This is a genomic window from Pseudomonas sp. B33.4, from assembly GCF_034555375.1.
Taxonomy (GTDB): Bacteria; Pseudomonadota; Gammaproteobacteria; order Pseudomonadales; family Pseudomonadaceae; genus Aquipseudomonas.
Genome location: NZ_CP140706.1, coordinates 337,501 through 354,794 on the forward strand (window position 1 = coordinate 337,501; position 17,294 = coordinate 354,794).

The window sequence follows — 17,294 nt, forward strand, 5'->3', positions numbered from 1 at the left end:
GGTTGGGTTCTACACGAACCCGGGAGTCGTGATCATGAAACGCGTTCTTTCATTCATGCTGCCCATCGCCGCCGTCGCTGCATTGTTGTTTCCGGTGATGTTGCAGGCAGCCAGTCTTGAGCCCATCGACAGTGCCGGGGTGCAAGTTCAGCAGCAACAACAGAACGGCGTCACTTATCTGGCCGGCGGGATCGGTGAGGATGAGGCGAAGGCCATTCAGCAAAGCAGCGGTTACAACCTGCACATGACGTTCGCAGTCGGCGCGCAGGACGAGTACACCGCTGATGTCGATGTGATGATTGAAAAGTCGCCAGGGCAAACCGTACTGACGCTTAACCAGACGGGCCCATTGGTATATGTGCAACTACCACCCGGGAAGTACACGGTGGTGGCCACGCGTAAAGGCGAAACGCGGCACGACGTGACCGACGTTGGCAGCGGCACGGCGCGCAATCTGGTGTTCCACTGGAATGACGCTGGATAGCGATGGATGTGATTGCCAAGCCGAGGCGCGGGTACAATCCCGCGCCTCATCTTTGTGACGTAAGGAAACGCTGGTTTGAAAGGGATTTTGCGTACTGTTGGTGTCATCGGCCTGTTATTGCAGTTGGCCGGCTGCGGAACGTTTATCGGGCGTTTGAATGACGGTTTGTCCGATGCTCAGTATTACCGTGGGGTGGATGGCAACCTTCACCTGCTGGGTGTGCGTGGCGGCGGCAGCGATGGCATGCCGGCGGCGATCGTCTGTTACATGATGATTGTCTGTCCGCTTATTACCGTCGTATCCCTGCCAGTGGACGCCGCTCTGGACACGGTTTTGTTGCCTGTCGATTACATCAATACGCTTTAGGTTTTCTTTGCGCGACGCTTGCTCTTCGGCGTGTGCACTGGCTCTTGCACTTTGCGATAGATCCACACGCCGAACACACCCACTGCCAGCAGAAACACTGTGGCAACGCTCTGCCAGACAAACTCGAACCAGAACTGCCGCGGTTGCAGGGCCAGGGTGTAAGTGCTGCGCGGGCCGCGATTATTGGTGGTGATAGAGCCGGTGATCCAGCTGTCGATCAGCATCCACATCGACAGCCCGATGGCGAAAGTAATCAGCAGAGCAACGAGAACAGTCAGCCAGTAAGTCACCCGACTTGGGCGATAGGGTGGCGGATGGGGCAGGGGGACGCGGGTTTTCCTTTGGTTCATGACGCTTGGGACCTGTTTTCTGTTGTGGCGGCACAGCGGCGATCAGGCATTGATGAACCGCGCTATCTCGTTCGCCAGATCCGCCGCGTGCAGCGGGTTTTCCCTGAGCCACGTTGATACAGCGTGATCACACTCTGGCAGCACGATTTTTCTGAACTGATGGGGGGCCAGACTCTTTTCAATGGCCTCGATGACCTCATGAGGAATGGCGCTATTGATCACGCGCGCTCTCATTTGCTGCGTCCCGGCAGACGTACCGGGAATCCCGCCAAACGCGGTTGATCGAAGGCCATCGTATTCGCCGATCACCAGCAAGACCTTGCCGTCGAACGTGCGCAGGAAATCCAGCGATGACGAGTCGAGAAAACCGTAAGGCACGGAAATGGCGCTTTTGAAGGGTGGTCCAAACGGTTGCGGCCAGGCCGCCTCCGCATACAGGGCAGGACAGAACAGCACGATATGCCTGACTGAAGCGCGATGCACTTGCGCCACCTTGAGCGCCAGTGCGCCCCCCAGGCTGTGGCCGATCACTGTGCTGAGTTCGGCGCCAAGATGACCGGCAAACTGCAAAGCCTCCTGAAGGTTTTGCGCCAGCGAACTGTCCTCGAGGGCGACGTCAGCGCCGGGGCCGTGCCCGGAAAGATTGAAGCTCAGGCTGGCAACCCCCAGCGCCTGCAAGGGGTGCAGAATGGTGTTGAGTCGCGAATAGTCAGAGCGGGCGCCGTGAATCGCCAGCACCTTTGGCATTGACGCTTCGCCGTCGGAGCCGCTCAGTACTCGAGCTTCCAGTTGGTAGCCCGCAAAGTTCTGCGAAAAGAAAAACTCGGGACCTGTTGGCGCCTCATTGAACTGCAATCGAGATTGAAGTCGAGACGCGCCGGTCAATACCAACCGATTGATCACAGGGCTGCCAGGGTGTGCAGGACAGCAACACGCAATGGATTGGTCTCCACGCTCAGCAGCTTGATCGCCAGGGCACAGCAGACCACGATCAACATGGGTTTGATCAAGCGTGGGCCGACCCGCACGGCGGCTCTGGCGCCGAGTTGTGCGCCGAGAAAGGCTGCCAAAGCCATGGCAATCGCGATCGGCCAGATGATCACGCCTTTGGTGATGAAGACTGACAGCGAACCCAGGTTGCACGAAGCGTTGGCCAGTTTGGTGAAGCTCATGGCGCGCATCATGCCAAGCCCGCAAAGCAGCACGAAACCGACGATAAAGAACGAGCCTACGCCCGGACCGAAGATACCGTCGTAGAAACCCAGGATGGGTGCCACGGTGAACGAGAAGAGCAGAATGCCGATTCTCTTGCGTCGATCCTCATTGGCCAGTTTCGGCGAGAGCGCAAAGTAGATCGCCACCAGAATAAGCATGACGGGCACGCACACTTCCAGGTAGCGCTTATCAATAGAACTGACCAAAAGTGCTCCGCTGGCGCCACCCAGAAATGCGCAGATAACCAGGAAACGTCCTTCGCGCCATTCAATCATGCCTTTGCGAGCAAAAGTGACCGTGGCCGAGATAGTGGCCGACGCAGCCTGGAACTTGTTGGTGGCAATCGCACTGATCGGATCGACACCGGCCAGAAACAAGGCAGGCAATGTGATCAGTCCGCCGCCACCGGCAATCGCATCAAAAAAACCGGCGCAAAAAGCCACGAGCGCCAACATGCCAATTACATCCCAAGCCATTACATTTTCCCTTTTATAGTTATTGACCAGTCATTCACATGACTGGCCGTTCAACAGCCTTGCCGTGCAGTGAATCTCAGCCCTGTATCAGCAGCGGATCGTCTGAAATGACAATGGGGGATGAGAACTTCGACAGACCGAAGATGCGCACCAATACCCGTCGATTGTCTTTAATGACATCGCGACAGTGCAGCGCCCGGACATTGTTGATCACCATCGCCGACTCTTGCGTCAGCGTGTATTGAACCGGTGATGCTTCACCCACGCTTTGGCAAAGCGCGGAATAAGCGTCTTTTACAAAGTCCGAGGCGTTTTCGTTGACCGAAAAACGGTACGAGTTGAAACGCGCAGCGAATCCGACGTTGTCGTCGAACTCCAGAATCGAAACATTACGGCCGTCTTCGCCCTTACCGTTGACGAAAGAGTCGCTGCGGGTGAACTGGAAGCTGCCTGTCGTCAGTGCGAGGCATCCAGTGACGCCGATTTCGTCCAGCAGAGGTGGCAACGGAATCACCGAGGTCGGTTCCAGGCTTGGATTCCACAGCGCCGAAAGTATCAACGACGAAGGCGAGGGTGAGTGCCCGTCTTTCGCGTTCACGGCGCACCAGTACGGCGCTTCGGTGTGCGGGCCGAGGGCGAGACCGGAATGGGAACTCAGCTCTTTGATTTCCGGTTCATCATTGATTTTGGTCAGTCCGCCGCCCTTGAAGTTGGCGACGAGTCGGACCAGTTTTCCTTCGTTGTCCATGTCGTAAGCAAAAGAGCTGTTATCCACCAGTTTCAACAGAATCTGATTACGTGCCGCCAGACACAGTACGTCGTGACGGTTCTCCAGCGCGTCCAGCTCGGGAAGTTCATCAGGTGGGCTGGTCTCGGTGAATGTGTGCATGCCCTCAAAAATCAGCAGGGAAACGAGGCCGTCGGAGTACGCGCCAAGCAGTTCGCATTGATTCTTGGAAAACGAAAACTTCAACTCGGTCGCTGCCAGCGAGGCCTTGGACTTTGCGCCTGCGGCTTGTGGCCCGCCCATGACCGCCAGTTCTTCGGAGAAGGTGTGCAGCAGCTTTGCTTGTTGCGTATCAAAACTGAAAGTTCTGACTTCCTGTTCAACTAAAGACTCAACGGTTTTATTGGTTTGTTGTAGGACTTCGGTCATTTTTTACATCCCTGTCGTATCGGCTCCCTTTGTATTTTTTTATGGGAGCTGTTGGCTGTTTCGATGATGCATGCGTGTGGCGCACGCACAGATCCGGACGTGGGCGAGTTGATACAGGTCTGGTTTTTTCGGGAGGGCACAGGGCGCTGTGACACGACATTTCAAACAAATGTTGATGCCGGGTCCGTGTTTGCTGTCGCTTGCCTGACAGTTGAAACAACAGCAGATGACCTGCGCTGAGGTCTTGTCCTCCATGACAACTTTATGAGGGGGCTTGGTTCTGCGAGCGATCCTGCTCGCAGACGCAACTCTCCTGCTGCCTGCAATAACCTCGATAGATTCCGAGGGTTCGAGGGTTCGAGGGCGCGGAGTGCGTTATTCGGGTAATGCGTTAAATGCCGGTCATCAGGACTGAAGTACTCGGCGATTATTTTCGACAGTCAGCAATGACCTGCCGGAAAAAGCTGACGGAGCCTAACATCAAAATAATGGCCAGCAAAAGCACTGAAAGAGGGGATGAAGTACGGCCTGTTGAATCGCAGGCATAAAAAAACCCTGAATCTTGCGATTCAGGGTTTTCGGTATTTGGTGCCCAGAGACGGAATCGAACCGCCGACACGGGGATTTTCAATCCCCTGCTCTACCGACTGAGCTATCTGGGCAACGGGGCGCATTAAAAGGGTTTTTCGGATTTACGTCAACGACTTTTTTAAAATTTCTTAAATTAATTCCGTCGCTTACGATCCGACCCCCGATTTCCGGGGTTTACTCTGCAGGCGGAACGTAGCCTTCGGCTTGAGCGTATTCCTCGCCGGAGAAGTACTTGTCCATTTCGCCCTGAAGAAATTTGCGATCTTCGGCGTTCATCATGTTCAGGCGCTTTTCGTTGATCAGCAGGGTCTGGTGTTTCTGCCAGTCGGCCCAGGCCTTGGCGGAGACGTGGTCGAAAATGTCCTGACCTTTGGCGCCCGGGTAAGGAGGGCGTTCCAGGCCAGGCAGTTCTTCTTTGTACTTACGGCACATTACGGTGCGGGTCATGGCGACTCTCCTGCATTCAAGACGGCGGCCGCGCGTTCGAGCAAGGTTTTGACCGGGGCGGCGAGGCCCAGGCGCGGCGGGGTGGCGAGGTTATACCAGAGCCAGTCGGCCTCGGCCACGTGATGGGCAGCCTCCTGCACCTGAACCAGCCAGGGTTCGATGGACAGCTGGAAATGGCTGAACGTGTGGACAAGGTTCGGCAGCGCCTGCTGCTCGCCCATGGTCAGCGCGTGCTGATCGGCGAGATGTTGCAGGTCGTCGAGGTCATCGAGTTCCGGCAGGCTCCACAAACCGCCCCACAAACCCGTTGAGGGGCGACGGTAAAGCAGAATCGCGCCGTCGCCGTTGGCGAGCATTGGCATCAGCGTGCGCTTCTGCGGGATGGCTTTGCGCGGTTTGGGAATCGGGTAGCGGGTTTCGAGGCCGAGCATGTGCGCCTCGCAACCGCGCTCCAGCGGACACAACAGGCAACTCGGCTTGCTGCGCGTGCACAGCGTGGCGCCGAGATCCATCATCGCCTGGGTGTAAGCGTTGACCCTGTCGTGTGGCGTAAAGCGCTCAGCGTTGGCCCAGAGCTGTTTGGCGACCTTCGGCTCCCCGGGATAGCCCTCTTGCGCGGTAAAGCGCGCCAGAACGCGTTTGACGTTGCCGTCGAGAATCGGCGCGCGCAGGCCCATGCTGATGCTGGCGATGGCGCCAGCAGTGGACAGACCAATGCCCGGCAGGTCCGTAAGCTTTTCGACGTCACGCGGAAACTCGCCACCGTACTGGCTGACGACGATCTTCGCGGTCTTCTGCAGGTTGCGCGCGCGGGTGTAGTAACCCAGGCCCGTCCACAGGTGCAGCACTTCGTCTTCTGGTGCCTCGGCCAGCGCTTCGACCGTCGGCAGCGCGGCCATGAAACGGTCGAAGTAATTGAGCACAGTGCTGACTTGAGTCTGCTGCAACATGATCTCCGACACCCAGACCCGATACGGGTTGATGTCCTGTTGCCAAGGCAAATCGTGGCGGCCGTGGCGGTCAAACCAGTCCAGCACCGCCGTGGAAAACTGCTCCGCTCTCATCGCTTGAACAGCCCCTTCAATGCGTTTTTCAGTTCCGGGCTGACCTTGTCGCCCAGCTTCTCGTCGATCTTTTCACTGAGCTTGTCGCCAGCCATTTTGGTCGCGACCTGGCCGAGGCGATCATTGTCGACGCGGCAAGCCTTGGCGCCCAATTCCAGCGGGCCACGGCAGCGCAGCGGCCACTCGATGCCGACAAATTTTTCGCCGACCTGACAGGCCGGATCCGGCATGGCACTGGTGTCGCCTTCGACGATGATGCCGACGCGATAGTCCATGCCGAGCACGCGCAAATCGATGTCGCCATCACCGTTGACGGTCATGCCGGGGATGCGCACTTTCAGATCCGGGTTGCTGGCGATGCCGTTGCGGAAGGTCAGGTTGCCCTTGAGTTCCTGGAACGGCGTGTCTTTGCCGCGTGGCTCGCCGCTGAGGGTTTTGCGGTTGAGCGTGGCGATGCCTTTGCACAATTGCTGCTCAAGGTTGGCGTTGAGCAGCACACCGTTGTTGATCACGAAACTGGCGTTGCCGTTAAGCGTATCAATCAGCGCCTGCTGGCTGTTGCCGCTGCCGGTCACGTTGCTGGTGAGGGTCACCAGACCTTTGACCGGCGGGTTTTTGCCTTGGCTCTCGAGAATTTTTTCCACAGGCACGCGGTTGAGTCTGGTCTGCAGGTTCAGCACCGGGGCGCTTGGGCGCACATCAAGGGTGCCGTTGGCGGCAAAACCACCGTTGTACAACTCACCACTCAGGTTGGTCAGGGTCAGCAGGCCGCCCTGGCCGGTGGCTTTCAGTGCGGCGTTCTGGATCGGCAATTTGTCGAGGGTCAACTGGCCGAAGGTCAGATCGGCATCGACGTCGAGTTTGGCCAGGCGCTCAACCGGTAACAGGCGCTCGGTGCTCCAAGCGGTTTTGCTCGGTTTGTCCGGCAGCGGCGTGGAGCCTGCACCGGCCATGGCATCGGCTTCAGTGCTGGCAACTTCGGCCTGGCGCGTTTGTGTGGCGCTGGTGGCTCTTTCCGATTTTGGCGGCAAGTAACGGTCAGCGTTGAACGTGTCAGCCTTGAGGATCGCGCGCAGCGATTGCTTGGCGAAATCTTCGACGGCGATGCGACCGCTGAAGCTGCTGTCGTCGAGTTTCAGGTTAATGTTGTCCAGAGCAATGCTGCTCGGCGTGGCGGCCACACGGCTGACCAGTTCGACCTTGCTCAGACTGCCTTCGGCCATCGCCGGGAGTTTCTGACCGATACTGTCGACGAATTTCGCCAGGTCGAACTGGGCGATAGAGATGCCGCCGGTGATCTGCGGGGTCTTGTCGAGGTCGTTGGCTTTCAGTTCGCCCAAGGCACGCAACTGGTTGGCGGAGATCTTGATGCCGGTCCATTCGGCGACGTTCGCGGCTTTATCCAGTAATAACTGGCCTTGGGCGGCGAAGGTCATGGTCTTGCCTTGCAGCGGGTCGCCAGCCAGTTCACCGGACAGCTTGAGGTCCTCGAACTTGTAGCGTTGCAGTGCGCGCTCGATGCGCAGCTCGCCGGTGAGTTCTGTGCGCACGCGCAGAACCGGTTGGTTGGTGCCGAGAAATGCGGTGGCTTTCACCGGGATATTGGTCGAGTCGTGCACCGGTCCGGTGCTCAACTGGATGCTCTCGGCGCTGAACTGCTTGCCGGTCTTCTCGTCGTTGTACTCAACGCGGGCGTTGTTGACAGTCAGGCTGTCGATATCGAGGCGGATCGGCTGCGGTGGTTTTTCCACCGCAACAGGCGCTTCGCTGGCCGGTTGCCCGGGCGTAGTGGCTGGCGGCGTTGATCCGGCCGGGGCGGGCACCTTGCCGATGTCTTCCCAGTTACCATGGCCGTCCTTGTCGCGATTGAGGCGCAGGTTCAGACCTTCGACGCGCACGTCGCTCATTTGCACTTCACGGCGCAGCAGCGGTAGCACGCGCACGGACAGGCCGAGCATCTGCAAGTCGGCGAACGGTTCGGCAGGTTTGATCAGGGTGGCGACGCTGGCCTCGTGCAATTCCAGGCCAAGCCATGGGAACAGGCTCCAGCCGATATCGCCATTGAGCGTCAGCTCGATGTGGGCCTTGTCGCGGGCAATCTGGCGAATCTCGTCTTTGTAGTCGTTGGGATCGAAGAGGTGGGTCAGGGCAAAACCTGCCGCCACAATGATCAGCAACAACCCGAGAAGTACCAGACCCAGGATTTTGCCGAACGCTTTCATGGGCGAGTCCTTGTAATTAGTCGAATTCGTAATTTAGCCGGGGAGTATAGCGCTGCAACTGCCCGGTTCGCTGTGACGTCATGTTGCCAGGACCTCCAGCGGCACCTGCAACCTGTCGGCGAGTGCCTGAGCTTCAAAATGCCCTTCAGGCGCCAGCAGACGCAGTTCAGCCCCCGCTTGCGACGCCATTTTCTGCGCTTGGTTCACCAGCCGTTCGGCAACGCCACGGTGACGGGTAACTTTTCGTACGCATAAATGGGACAAATACCAAACGTCGCGGTGCCTTTGCAGTCGACCGGCACCGAGCAAGCGGTCGTTGAAGCGCCCGGCAATGAAAGTCCCGTCGGCGAGGACGCTGTCGATCAGGCCGGTCTCCCCGGAAAACGGTGCGAACAGCCATTCTGGCGCATCGCGATAGATCTTCTGCAAATCCTGCTGATCCTGATAACTGGCATCTTTCAAGGCTTGAACAACGATCGGCATGGCGTTTTCCTGAGTGGTACGAGAACAGATGACATAAAAAAGGTGATATCAGTTTGGTTTTTCTGTCACGTGCAAATGGTAACCTTCGCCCGTTCGTCCGTCCTTCTGCGACTTAACGTCGCGCCTTCAAGGAGCTTCACCCAAAAAAACGGTCATGCCTGCGTGCATAAAGGCCGGGGGTGAGCAGTGGCTGGCGAACCATACTAATAATTGGGGGATACACAATGAGCACGAGCATTACGGCGGACGGCGTTCGCGCCGACCAGCCTGCGTTCCTGTCCAAGGAACGCATCATCGCCAAGCCCGGTTTCAACCGTTGGCTGGTGCCACCGGCCGCTCTGGCCATCCACCTGTGCATCGGCATGGCCTACGGCTTCTCGGTGTTCTGGTTGCCGCTGTCCAAGGCGCTGGGCGTTACCGCTCCGGTGGCTTGCGCACCGGACATGAGCTTCATCGCACAGGTATTTTCGTCGAACTGCGACTGGCCGATCTCGATGCTCGGCTGGATCTACACGCTGTTCTTCATCTTCCTCGGCTGCTCGGCAGCGATCTGGGGTGGCTGGCTGGAACACGCCGGGCCGCGCAAGGCCGGCGTTGTATCGGCGCTGTGCTGGTGCGGCGGTCTGCTGATCTCGGCGCTGGGTATTTATACCCACCAGATCTGGCTGATGTGGCTCGGTTCGGGCGTGATCGGCGGTATCGGTCTGGGTCTGGGCTATATCTCGCCAGTGTCGACCCTGATCAAGTGGTTCCCGGACAAGCGTGGCATGGCGACCGGCATGGCAATCATGGGTTTCGGTGGCGGCGCGATGGTCGGCGCACCCTTGGCGACCGCGCTGATGAGCCACTTCGCTTCGGCTGAAGGCGTTGGCGTCTGGCAGAGCTTCGTGGCCATGGCTGCGATCTACTTCGTGTTCATGATCGGCGGCGCTCTGGCTTACCGCGTGCCGCCAACCGGCTGGAAACCTGAAGGCTGGACCGCTCCGGCGAAAAAGGCTTCCAATTCGATGATCACTCATCGCCACGTGCACGTGAATGTGGCGTGGAAAACCCCGCAGTTCCGTCTGGTCTGGCTGGTGCTGTGCCTGAACGTCTCCGCCGGTATCGGCATCCTCGGCATGGCTTCGCCACTGCTGCAGGAAGTGTTCGGCGGCAAGTTGTTGGGTGTTGACGTGCCATTCGGCCAACTCGATGCCGGGCAACTGGCCTCGATCGCCGCGATCGCTGCCGGCTTCACCGGTCTGCTGAGCCTGTTCAACATCGGTGGTCGTTTCTTCTGGGCTTCGTTCTCGGATTACCTGGGCCGCAAAAACACCTACTTCGTATTTTTCGCCCTGGGTTTTGCCCTGTACGCGCTGATTCCGAACATGGGCCATTTGGGCAACGTTGCGCTGTTCGTGGCGGCGTTCTGCATCATTCTGTCGATGTACGGCGGCGGTTTTGCCACTGTGCCGGCGTATCTGGCCGACCTGTTCGGCACGCAGATGGTTGGCGCGATCCACGGTCGTCTGCTGACGGCGTGGGCGGCGGCTGGCGTGCTGGGTCCGGTGCTGGTGAACTATCTGCGTGAGTATCAGTTGAGCATCGGCGTTGAGCGCGCAGCTGCTTACGACATCACCTTGTACATTCTCGCCGGCCTGCTGGTGCTGGGCTTCCTGTGCAACCTGCTGGTGCGTCCGGTGGCCGACAAGTACTTCATGACTGACGCTGAACTGGCCGCTGAACAGGCGCTGGGCCACGACAAGGGTGCTGACGCCAGCACCGTTCTGGAGTGGAAAGCAGCACCGGGCAGCAAGCCACTGGCAATCGCTGCCTGGCTGGTGGTGGGTATTCCGTTGGCGTGGGGTGTGTGGGTGACCCTGCAGAAGACGGCGGTACTGTTTCACTAAGTAAAACGTAGTACCCCTGTAGGAGTGAGCCTGCTCGCGATAGCGGTCTGACAGTCACAGAAATGTTGCCTGTCAGGCCCTCATCGCGAGCAGGCTCACTCCTACAGTTGTTTTTGGGTGCCTGTAATGGCTTGTATGGACATGTCTACCCGCGACAGCCGGGCGTTCTATCCGTCAGCCATCTCACCTCTCATGTTTCTGTTTGCTTCCTGCGTGCCTATAATGGCTGCCTTTTTCGCCCAATGATTTTGCGGAGCTGGTGATGGCCGAACGTAAGGCGTCTGTCGAGCGCGACACTCTGGAAACCCAGATCAAAGCCTCGATCAACCTTGATGGCACCGGAAAGGCCCGATTCGATATCGGTGTTCCTTTTCTTGAGCACATGCTGGATCAGATTGCCCGTCACGGGTTGATCGACCTGGATATCGAATGCAAGGGCGATCTGCATATCGACGACCACCATACGGTGGAAGACGTCGGTATCACCCTCGGCCAGGCATTTGCCAAAGCCATCGGCGATAAAAAAGGCATCCGTCGCTACGGCCACGCCTATGTGCCGCTCGATGAAGCGCTGTCGCGCGTGGTGATCGATTTCTCCGGTCGTCCAGGCCTGCAGATGCACGTGCCGTACACCCGCGCCACCGTCGGCGGCTTCGACGTTGACCTGTTCCAGGAATTCTTCCAGGGCTTCGTCAATCACGCGCTGGTCAGCCTGCACATCGACAACCTGCGCGGCACCAACACTCACCACCAGATCGAAACCGTGTTCAAGGCTTTCGGCCGCGCGCTGCGCATGGCCGTCGAGCTGGACGAGCGCATGGCCGGGCAAATGCCATCGACCAAAGGCGTTCTGTAATGCAGACGGTTGCAGTTATCGATTACGGCATGGGCAACCTGCACTCGGTGGCCAAGGCCCTCGAGCACGTCGGTGCCGGCAAAGTGCTGATCACCAGCGATGCGGCGGTGATTCGCGAAGCTGATCGCGTGGTGTTTCCCGGTGTTGGTGCGATTCGCGATTGCATGGCGGAAATCCGTCGCCTCGGCTTCGATTCGCTGGTGCGTGAAGTCAGTCAGGATCGTCCGTTCCTCGGCATCTGTGTCGGCATGCAAGCCTTGCTCGACACCAGTGAAGAAAACGACGGCGTCGACTGCATCGGCCTGTTCCCGGGTGCGGTGAAGTTCTTCGGTAAAGACCTGCACGAAGACGGCGAGCACCTGAAAGTCCCGCACATGGGCTGGAACGAAGTGAAGCAGAAGGTCAGCCACCCGCTGTGGCATGACATTCCGGACATGGCGCGTTTCTACTTCGTGCACAGCTACTACATCGCTGCCGCCAATGCGCGGCAAGTGGTCGGTGGCGGTCATTACGGCGTCGATTTCGCTGCGGCGCTGGCCGATGGCTCGCGCTTCGCCGTGCAATTCCACCCGGAGAAGAGCCATACCCATGGCCTGCAGTTGCTGCAGAACTTCGCTGCGTGGGACGGTCGCTGGTAAATGGCTGCCAAGAAGTCCAAACCGCCGATTCTGACCCTCACTCCCGAACAGGAGAACGAGGCCAATCGCAAGATTCAGCGGTTCATGGAAGACCGTTTCGAACTGGACCTGGGTTCGTTCGAAGCGGCGGAAATTCTTGAGCTGTTTACCCGCGAAATTGCTCCGCACTATTACAACAGGGCGATTTTCGATGTGCAGACCCACCTCAAAGAGCGGTTTGAAAGCATCGAAAGCGACCTGTGGGCGCTCGAAAAAAATTAGGAGCAGCTGCAAGCCGCAAGCTTCAAGCTGCAAGAACTGGTACACCGCATGCTCGCAGCTAGTCGCTTGCAGCTTGCCGCTCTTTTGACGAAGGAAAAAGCATGCTGATTATTCCCGCTATCGATCTTAAAGACGGTGCCTGCGTACGTCTGCGCCAGGGCCGCATGGAAGATTCCACGGTGTTCTCCGATGACCCGGTGAGCATGGCTGCCAAGTGGGTGGAGGGCGGTTGCCGCCGTCTGCATCTGGTCGATCTGAACGGCGCGTTTGAAGGCCAGCCAGTCAACGGCGAAGTGGTCACCGCTATCGCCAAGCGTTACCCGACCCTGCCGATCCAGATCGGCGGCGGCATTCGCTCGCTGGAAACCATCGAGTACTACGTCAAGGCGGGCGTCAGCTACGTGATCATCGGCACCAAAGCCGTGAAAGATCCGGCGTTCGTCGCTGAAGCGTGCCGTGCGTTCCCGGGCAAGATCATTGTTGGTCTGGATGCCAAAGACGGTTTCGTCGCCACCGATGGCTGGGCTGAAATCAGTACCGTGCAGGTCATCGATCTGGCCAAGCAGTTTGAAGCCGACGGCGTGTCCTCGATCGTTTATACCGACATCGCCAAAGACGGCATGATGCAGGGCTGCAACGTACCGTTTACCGCTGCGCTGGCCGCCGCCACCAAGATCCCGGTGATCGCTTCCGGCGGCATCCACAATCTGGGTGACATCAAGTCGCTGCTCGACGCCAAGGCGCCGGGCATTATCGGCGCTATCACGGGCCGCGCGATTTATGAGGGCACACTGGATGTGGCAGAAGCTCAGGCTTTCTGCGATAGCTACGCGACCAGCTCCAAGCTGTAAGCTGCGAGCTGCAAGTTAGAAGCGCGACCGCGTCTGCTCTTTCTTGCAGCTTGAAGCTTGAAGCTTGCAACTCTTAATCGGAGATTAAGCATGGCTCTGGCCAAACGCATCATCCCTTGCCTGGACGTGGACAACGGCCGGGTCGTCAAAGGTGTGAAGTTCGAAAACATCCGCGACGCCGGTGACCCGGTGGAAATTGCCCGTCGTTATGACGAGCAGGGTGCCGACGAGATTACCTTTCTCGACATCACCGCCAGCGTCGATGGCCGCGACACTACGCTGCATACCGTCGAGCGCATGGCCAGCCAGGTGTTCATCCCGCTGACCGTCGGCGGTGGTGTGCGTACCGTGCAGGACATTCGCAATCTGCTGAATGCCGGCGCGGACAAGGTGTCAATCAACACCGCTGCCGTGTTCAACCCGGAATTCGTCGGCGAAGCCGCGCAGCATTTCGGCTCGCAGTGCATCGTCGTCGCCATCGACGCCAAGAAGGTTTCCGGCCCGGGCGAAACCCCGCGTTGGGAAATCTTCACCCACGGCGGGCGCAAGCCAACCGGCCTCGACGCGGTCGAGTGGGCGAAAAAAATGGAAGGCCTCGGTGCCGGCGAGATCCTGCTGACCAGCATGGATCAGGACGGCATGAAAAACGGCTTCGACCTCGGCGTGACCCGCGCGATCAGCGATGCGCTGGGCATCCCGGTGATCGCTTCCGGTGGCGTCGGCAATCTGCAGCACTTGGCTGACGGCATTCTCGAAGGTCACGCCAGCGCAGTGTTGGCGGCGAGTATTTTCCACTTCGGCGAGTACACCGTGCAGGAAGCCAAAGCGTATATGGCCAAACGCGGCATCGTGATGCGTTAAGCGTCAAATTCCATACAGGCCAGTGGACACCATGGCGCACCCAAGGCACTCTTGGGCACGCCATGGATTTCGGTAGCCCGACATGATCAAACGCCTGCTTCTTGTTCTCGCCAGCGCCTCGATGTTGCTCGTCAACACGGCCCGCGCCGAAACCAGTCCCGACACCGATCTGGTGCTGCTCACCGAAAACTTCCCGCCGTACAACATGGCGAAGAACGGCAAGAATTTCGCCCAGGGCGAGAACATCAACGGTATCGCCACCGACATCGTGCGCGAAATGTTCCAGCGTGCCGGCATCACCTACAGCCTGACCCTGCGCTTTCCTTGGGAGCGCGTGTATAAGCTCGCCCTGGAAAATCCTGGCTACGGTGCTTTCGTGATGGCGCGCCTGCCGGACCGCGAAAAGCTCTTCAAATGGGTTGGCCCGATCGGCCCGGATGACTGGATTCTGCTGGCCAAGGCAGACAGCAAGATCACCCTCGACACCCTCAATGACGCGCGCAAATACAAGATCGGCGCCTACAAGGGCGATGCGATTGCCGAGACATTGGCCAAACAAGGCCTGAAGCCGATCGTAGTACTGCGCGATCAGGACAATGCGAAGAAACTGGTCAATGGTCAGATCGACCTTTGGGCCACCGGTGATCCTGCCGGGCGCTATCTGGCGCGGCAGGATGGTGTCACCGGTCTCAAGACCGTGTTGCGCTTCAACAGCGCAGAACTGTATCTGGCGCTGAACAAGGATGTCTCCGACGAAGTGGTCGCCAAGCTTCAGGCCGCACTGGATCAGTTGCGCAAAGAAGGTGTGGTCGACGAGATCATGGGGCGGTATCTGTAGCCAGTGACAACTCGGGCTCCGCCAGCGCTGCGCTGATTTCGTCATCGGCCACAGACGTCTGCGCAGACGGTTCCACGACGGGCTCCGGCGCAGGAACGACAATGACCTCAGCTTCCGCTGGCGCGTACTGGCTGATGTGCAAACTACTGCCATTGGTGTAGCTGAAACCCTCCGTCACTGACGTGCTGTCTGCGCGCACCAGTCTGTAGTCGCTCTGCACCAGATAGGCCGCGACGGACCTGTTTTTGTCCACGATCGCAACCACTTCGATCGCCGCCGTATTGAGCCATTCATTCGAATGTATTTCGCATTGGGTGAAATCATGGCCCAGCCGCGCAGAAAACATTGGTGCGTTGGGCTGATTGGTTTGCCATTGGGCACCGAACTCGACGGAAGTAGTCTGGGTGAATGTTCTCAAGCCTGGCGTTCGCTGAGCGCGAGGCGCTGTCCATCTGAATACCTGGCTGTCGTTGCCACTATTGCGTGCGTGACCGACGAGGATGTAATGATCCTTGCGTTCCAGCAGATAGAAGGGCGAGTGACGTAATTGTTCAGCGGCGCTGTAGCGCGGATCCTTTACCGTAAACCAGGGGAGACTGGCGGTGTAAGACGGATCGTCCGCTGGCTCGACAGATGTCGGCGTTTCCCCGCACAACACGGGTGGCGATGGGCGCGTGTACAGCTGCAGGCCAATCTGCAGGCGCAAGCTGTAGGCCGGGAAACTGGCCGGTCTGGTGTAGTCACTCAAGCTGAAGAAACTTCCCGACGCCAAGTAAACCTCGCCAGGTAACGCGGCTGGAGGAACGGCGCTCCAGGTGCTGACGCGCTGTCGGGCCTTGCTGCCCTTGTCGTCCCAGATCAGATCGGTGGTATTCGATGCGATCACCAGATCTGCGCGAACGCAGCGGACCGCATTGAGCGACGGTTTTTCATGATCATTCGAGCACACCGACCCCAGCGCCACGTAGCCTGCGGGAGGCAGAGGTCGCCAGATCGACAGATCTCTTTTTGAACCTGACCCGGAATCCTTCCAGACCAGCTCGTAATCATTGGGGCGACGCAGTGCCCTGCCTTTGGTGGGATCAGTGCTGGCAATGTCTGCTTCGCAAGCCACCGCCACTACTCGTTCGCCGTTGATGTTGCCCAGGCCTCTGGTGACGACATCGCCCAAGGGGAAGTAACCGGGCAGCGCGTCGGGAGCCGGCGTCGGGCGCCAGAACGACGCAGGTTTGGCCGACACACCGTCGGTATCCCAGATGCGCATGAACTCTGTTGTGAAGTTGACCAACAGGTTATCGATTCGGATCGGTTCAGTCCGCCCAATGGGCGGGATGATCGGGGCGTTGTTTGTCATGGGCACTCCTGATAGTTGAAAGCGACTCAAAGGAGCCGCGACCTGTAGCAGGTCTTACTATCCGGAACGGAGTGGGGCGTTCGGTGGTAACTATGTATTGCAACGTGACCGGATGTTACCGGTAAACGCCATCCTTGCCATGACCAGCCATGGCACGATTGCTGCGCACGCTGATCATCTGCCTGATGTCGATCCAGTCAATCCCCTGTGCTTTCAGCTTCGGCAGTTCACGTTCCAGCACCGCCAGTGTCTGCGGATAAGGATGGCCGATCATCACCGCTGAACCCTGTTTGTGCGCTAAAGCAATCGCGGTCTGCAGCTGATTGGCAATTGCCGCTTCGGTACGCTCGTCATCGAGGAACACGTCCCGGGAAACACTCGCCAGATCGATTTTCTGCGCCTGTTGCGCCGCGACGGTCTGCGCACTGGTGCGGCTGTCGACGAAAAACTTGTGCCGGCGCTGCAACTCGGCCATCAACCACGCCATCGCCACCGGTTGCGCAGTCATGCGGCTGCCCATGTGGTTATTGATGCCGGCGGTGTAGGGGACCATTTTGAACGCGGCGTTGAGGCGCTTTTCCAGCTCTTCGATCGGCAGTTCGGGGTGCCAGGCGTACGGCCCGGTGGCCGGGTCCATGGGCATGTGCAGGATGACGATCTTGCCGGCGCGATGGGCTTCGCGTGCGAACTCGGTGGCGTGCGGGGTATCAGGCATGATCGCCGTGGTTACCGGGCCGGGCAGGCCCAGCACGCGGCGATCCCGGGGCAGGTTCTGCCCCAGGTCGTCGATGATCAGCGTCAGGTAGGCTTTGTGTGGCTTCGGGCTGACGGGCTCTGCGTGAGCAGTACCCGCCAGACAGCACAGCAGAACGAAGACGAAACGCAGAGACAT

Annotated in this window: 19 protein-coding genes and 1 tRNA gene; 9 read left to right on the top strand and 11 right to left on the bottom strand. The window is 58.7% G+C overall.

Translation table 11 applies throughout. The features are described from left to right. Positions 1 to 34 precede the first annotated feature (34 nt). Both U6037_RS01510 and U6037_RS01515 read left to right on the top strand, forming a co-directional pair. The gene (locus U6037_RS01510; RefSeq protein ID WP_322845568.1) at positions 35 to 484 is read left to right on the top strand and encodes a carboxypeptidase regulatory-like domain-containing protein; all 450 of its coding nucleotides are present in this window, start codon (positions 35 to 37) and stop codon (positions 482 to 484) included. A gap of 75 nt (positions 485 to 559) precedes the next feature. Continuing rightward, the gene (locus U6037_RS01515) at positions 560 to 850 is read left to right on the top strand and encodes a YceK/YidQ family lipoprotein (RefSeq protein WP_322845569.1); all 291 of its coding nucleotides are present in this window, start codon (positions 560 to 562) and stop codon (positions 848 to 850) included. On the opposite strand, the gene U6037_RS01520 is transcribed toward U6037_RS01515, so the two are convergent. The 9 genes from U6037_RS01520 to U6037_RS01560 all read right to left on the bottom strand — a co-directional run bounded on the left by U6037_RS01520 (position 847) and on the right by U6037_RS01560 (position 8,854). Further along, positions 847 to 1,200: a hypothetical protein gene (locus U6037_RS01520; protein WP_322845570.1), complete on the bottom strand. Its 354-nt coding sequence runs from the start codon at positions 1,198 to 1,200 to the stop codon at positions 847 to 849. The genes U6037_RS01515 and U6037_RS01520 overlap by 4 nt on opposite strands. A 42-nt stretch (positions 1,201 to 1,242) precedes the next feature. Next, a complete protein-coding gene (locus U6037_RS01525; protein WP_322845571.1) occupies positions 1,243 to 2,103 on the bottom strand; it encodes an alpha/beta hydrolase in 861 nt (286 codons plus the stop codon). Continuing rightward, positions 2,100 to 2,891 (bottom strand): TSUP family transporter, encoded by a 792-nt coding sequence (locus U6037_RS01530; protein ID WP_007909181.1) that lies wholly within the window; start codon positions 2,889 to 2,891, stop codon positions 2,100 to 2,102. Before U6037_RS01530 ends, U6037_RS01525 begins: the two co-directional genes overlap by 4 nt. Before the next feature lie 76 nt (positions 2,892 to 2,967). Continuing rightward, positions 2,968 to 4,047: a hypothetical protein gene (locus tag U6037_RS01535; protein ID WP_322845572.1), complete on the bottom strand. Its 1,080-nt coding sequence runs from the start codon at positions 4,045 to 4,047 to the stop codon at positions 2,968 to 2,970. Between the two features lie 586 nt (positions 4,048 to 4,633). Beyond that, positions 4,634 to 4,709 (bottom strand) — tRNA-Phe (locus tag U6037_RS01540). Between the two features lie 103 nt (positions 4,710 to 4,812). Further along, positions 4,813 to 5,085 carry an oxidative damage protection protein gene (locus tag U6037_RS01545; RefSeq protein ID WP_141127218.1) on the bottom strand — a complete coding sequence of 91 codons (273 nt, stop codon included), beginning with the start codon at positions 5,083 to 5,085 and terminating at the stop codon, positions 4,813 to 4,815. After that, positions 5,082 to 6,149, bottom strand: coding sequence for an A/G-specific adenine glycosylase (gene mutY / locus U6037_RS01550; RefSeq protein WP_322845573.1), 1,068 nt, complete (start codon positions 6,147 to 6,149; stop codon positions 5,082 to 5,084). Before mutY ends, U6037_RS01545 begins: the two co-directional genes overlap by 4 nt. Further along, entirely contained in the window at positions 6,146 to 8,371 is a 2,226-nt protein-coding gene (locus U6037_RS01555; RefSeq protein ID WP_322845574.1) for an AsmA family protein, read from the bottom strand. Before U6037_RS01555 ends, mutY begins: the two co-directional genes overlap by 4 nt. Positions 8,372 to 8,449: 78 nt before the next feature. Then, entirely contained in the window at positions 8,450 to 8,854 is a 405-nt protein-coding gene (locus tag U6037_RS01560) for an acetyl-CoA sensor PanZ family protein (RefSeq protein WP_322845575.1), read from the bottom strand. Between the two features lie 224 nt (positions 8,855 to 9,078). On the opposite strand from U6037_RS01560, the gene U6037_RS01565 reads away from it, so the two are divergent. The 7 genes from U6037_RS01565 to U6037_RS01595 all read left to right on the top strand — a co-directional run bounded on the left by U6037_RS01565 (position 9,079) and on the right by U6037_RS01595 (position 15,048). Beyond that, positions 9,079 to 10,743 (top strand): OFA family MFS transporter, encoded by a 1,665-nt coding sequence (locus U6037_RS01565; protein ID WP_322845576.1) that lies wholly within the window; start codon positions 9,079 to 9,081, stop codon positions 10,741 to 10,743. A gap of 262 nt (positions 10,744 to 11,005) precedes the next feature. Further along, on the top strand, positions 11,006 to 11,599 hold the full coding sequence (gene hisB / locus U6037_RS01570; protein WP_007909204.1) for an imidazoleglycerol-phosphate dehydratase HisB: 594 nt from the start codon (positions 11,006 to 11,008) through the stop codon (positions 11,597 to 11,599). Then, complete coding sequence (gene hisH, locus U6037_RS01575) at positions 11,599 to 12,237, top strand: imidazole glycerol phosphate synthase subunit HisH (RefSeq protein ID WP_007909206.1); 639 nt, start codon at positions 11,599 to 11,601, stop codon at positions 12,235 to 12,237. The genes hisB and hisH overlap by 1 nt, the downstream gene beginning before the upstream one ends. Beyond that, positions 12,238 to 12,498 carry a DUF2164 domain-containing protein gene (locus U6037_RS01580; RefSeq protein WP_003220751.1) on the top strand — a complete coding sequence of 87 codons (261 nt, stop codon included), beginning with the start codon at positions 12,238 to 12,240 and terminating at the stop codon, positions 12,496 to 12,498. It abuts the gene before it with no gap. Positions 12,499 to 12,599: 101 nt separating this feature from the next. Beyond that, positions 12,600 to 13,349 carry a 1-(5-phosphoribosyl)-5-[(5-phosphoribosylamino)methylideneamino]imidazole-4-carboxamide isomerase gene (hisA, locus tag U6037_RS01585; protein WP_322845577.1) on the top strand — a complete coding sequence of 250 codons (750 nt, stop codon included), beginning with the start codon at positions 12,600 to 12,602 and terminating at the stop codon, positions 13,347 to 13,349. Between the two features lie 90 nt (positions 13,350 to 13,439). Then, complete coding sequence (gene hisF / locus U6037_RS01590) at positions 13,440 to 14,210, top strand: imidazole glycerol phosphate synthase subunit HisF (protein WP_007909211.1); 771 nt, start codon at positions 13,440 to 13,442, stop codon at positions 14,208 to 14,210. 82 nt (positions 14,211 to 14,292) lie between these two features. Beyond that, positions 14,293 to 15,048 carry an ABC transporter substrate-binding protein gene (locus tag U6037_RS01595; protein ID WP_322845578.1) on the top strand — a complete coding sequence of 252 codons (756 nt, stop codon included), beginning with the start codon at positions 14,293 to 14,295 and terminating at the stop codon, positions 15,046 to 15,048. On the opposite strand, the gene U6037_RS01600 is transcribed toward U6037_RS01595, so the two are convergent. Together U6037_RS01600 and U6037_RS01605 are read right to left on the bottom strand one after the other, a co-directional pair. Then, positions 15,029 to 16,402 (bottom strand): Vps62-related protein, encoded by a 1,374-nt coding sequence (locus U6037_RS01600; protein WP_322845579.1) that lies wholly within the window; start codon positions 16,400 to 16,402, stop codon positions 15,029 to 15,031. The genes U6037_RS01595 and U6037_RS01600 overlap by 20 nt on opposite strands. 115 nt (positions 16,403 to 16,517) lie before the next feature. Continuing rightward, complete coding sequence (locus U6037_RS01605) at positions 16,518 to 17,294, bottom strand: divergent polysaccharide deacetylase family protein (RefSeq protein ID WP_322845580.1); 777 nt, start codon at positions 17,292 to 17,294, stop codon at positions 16,518 to 16,520.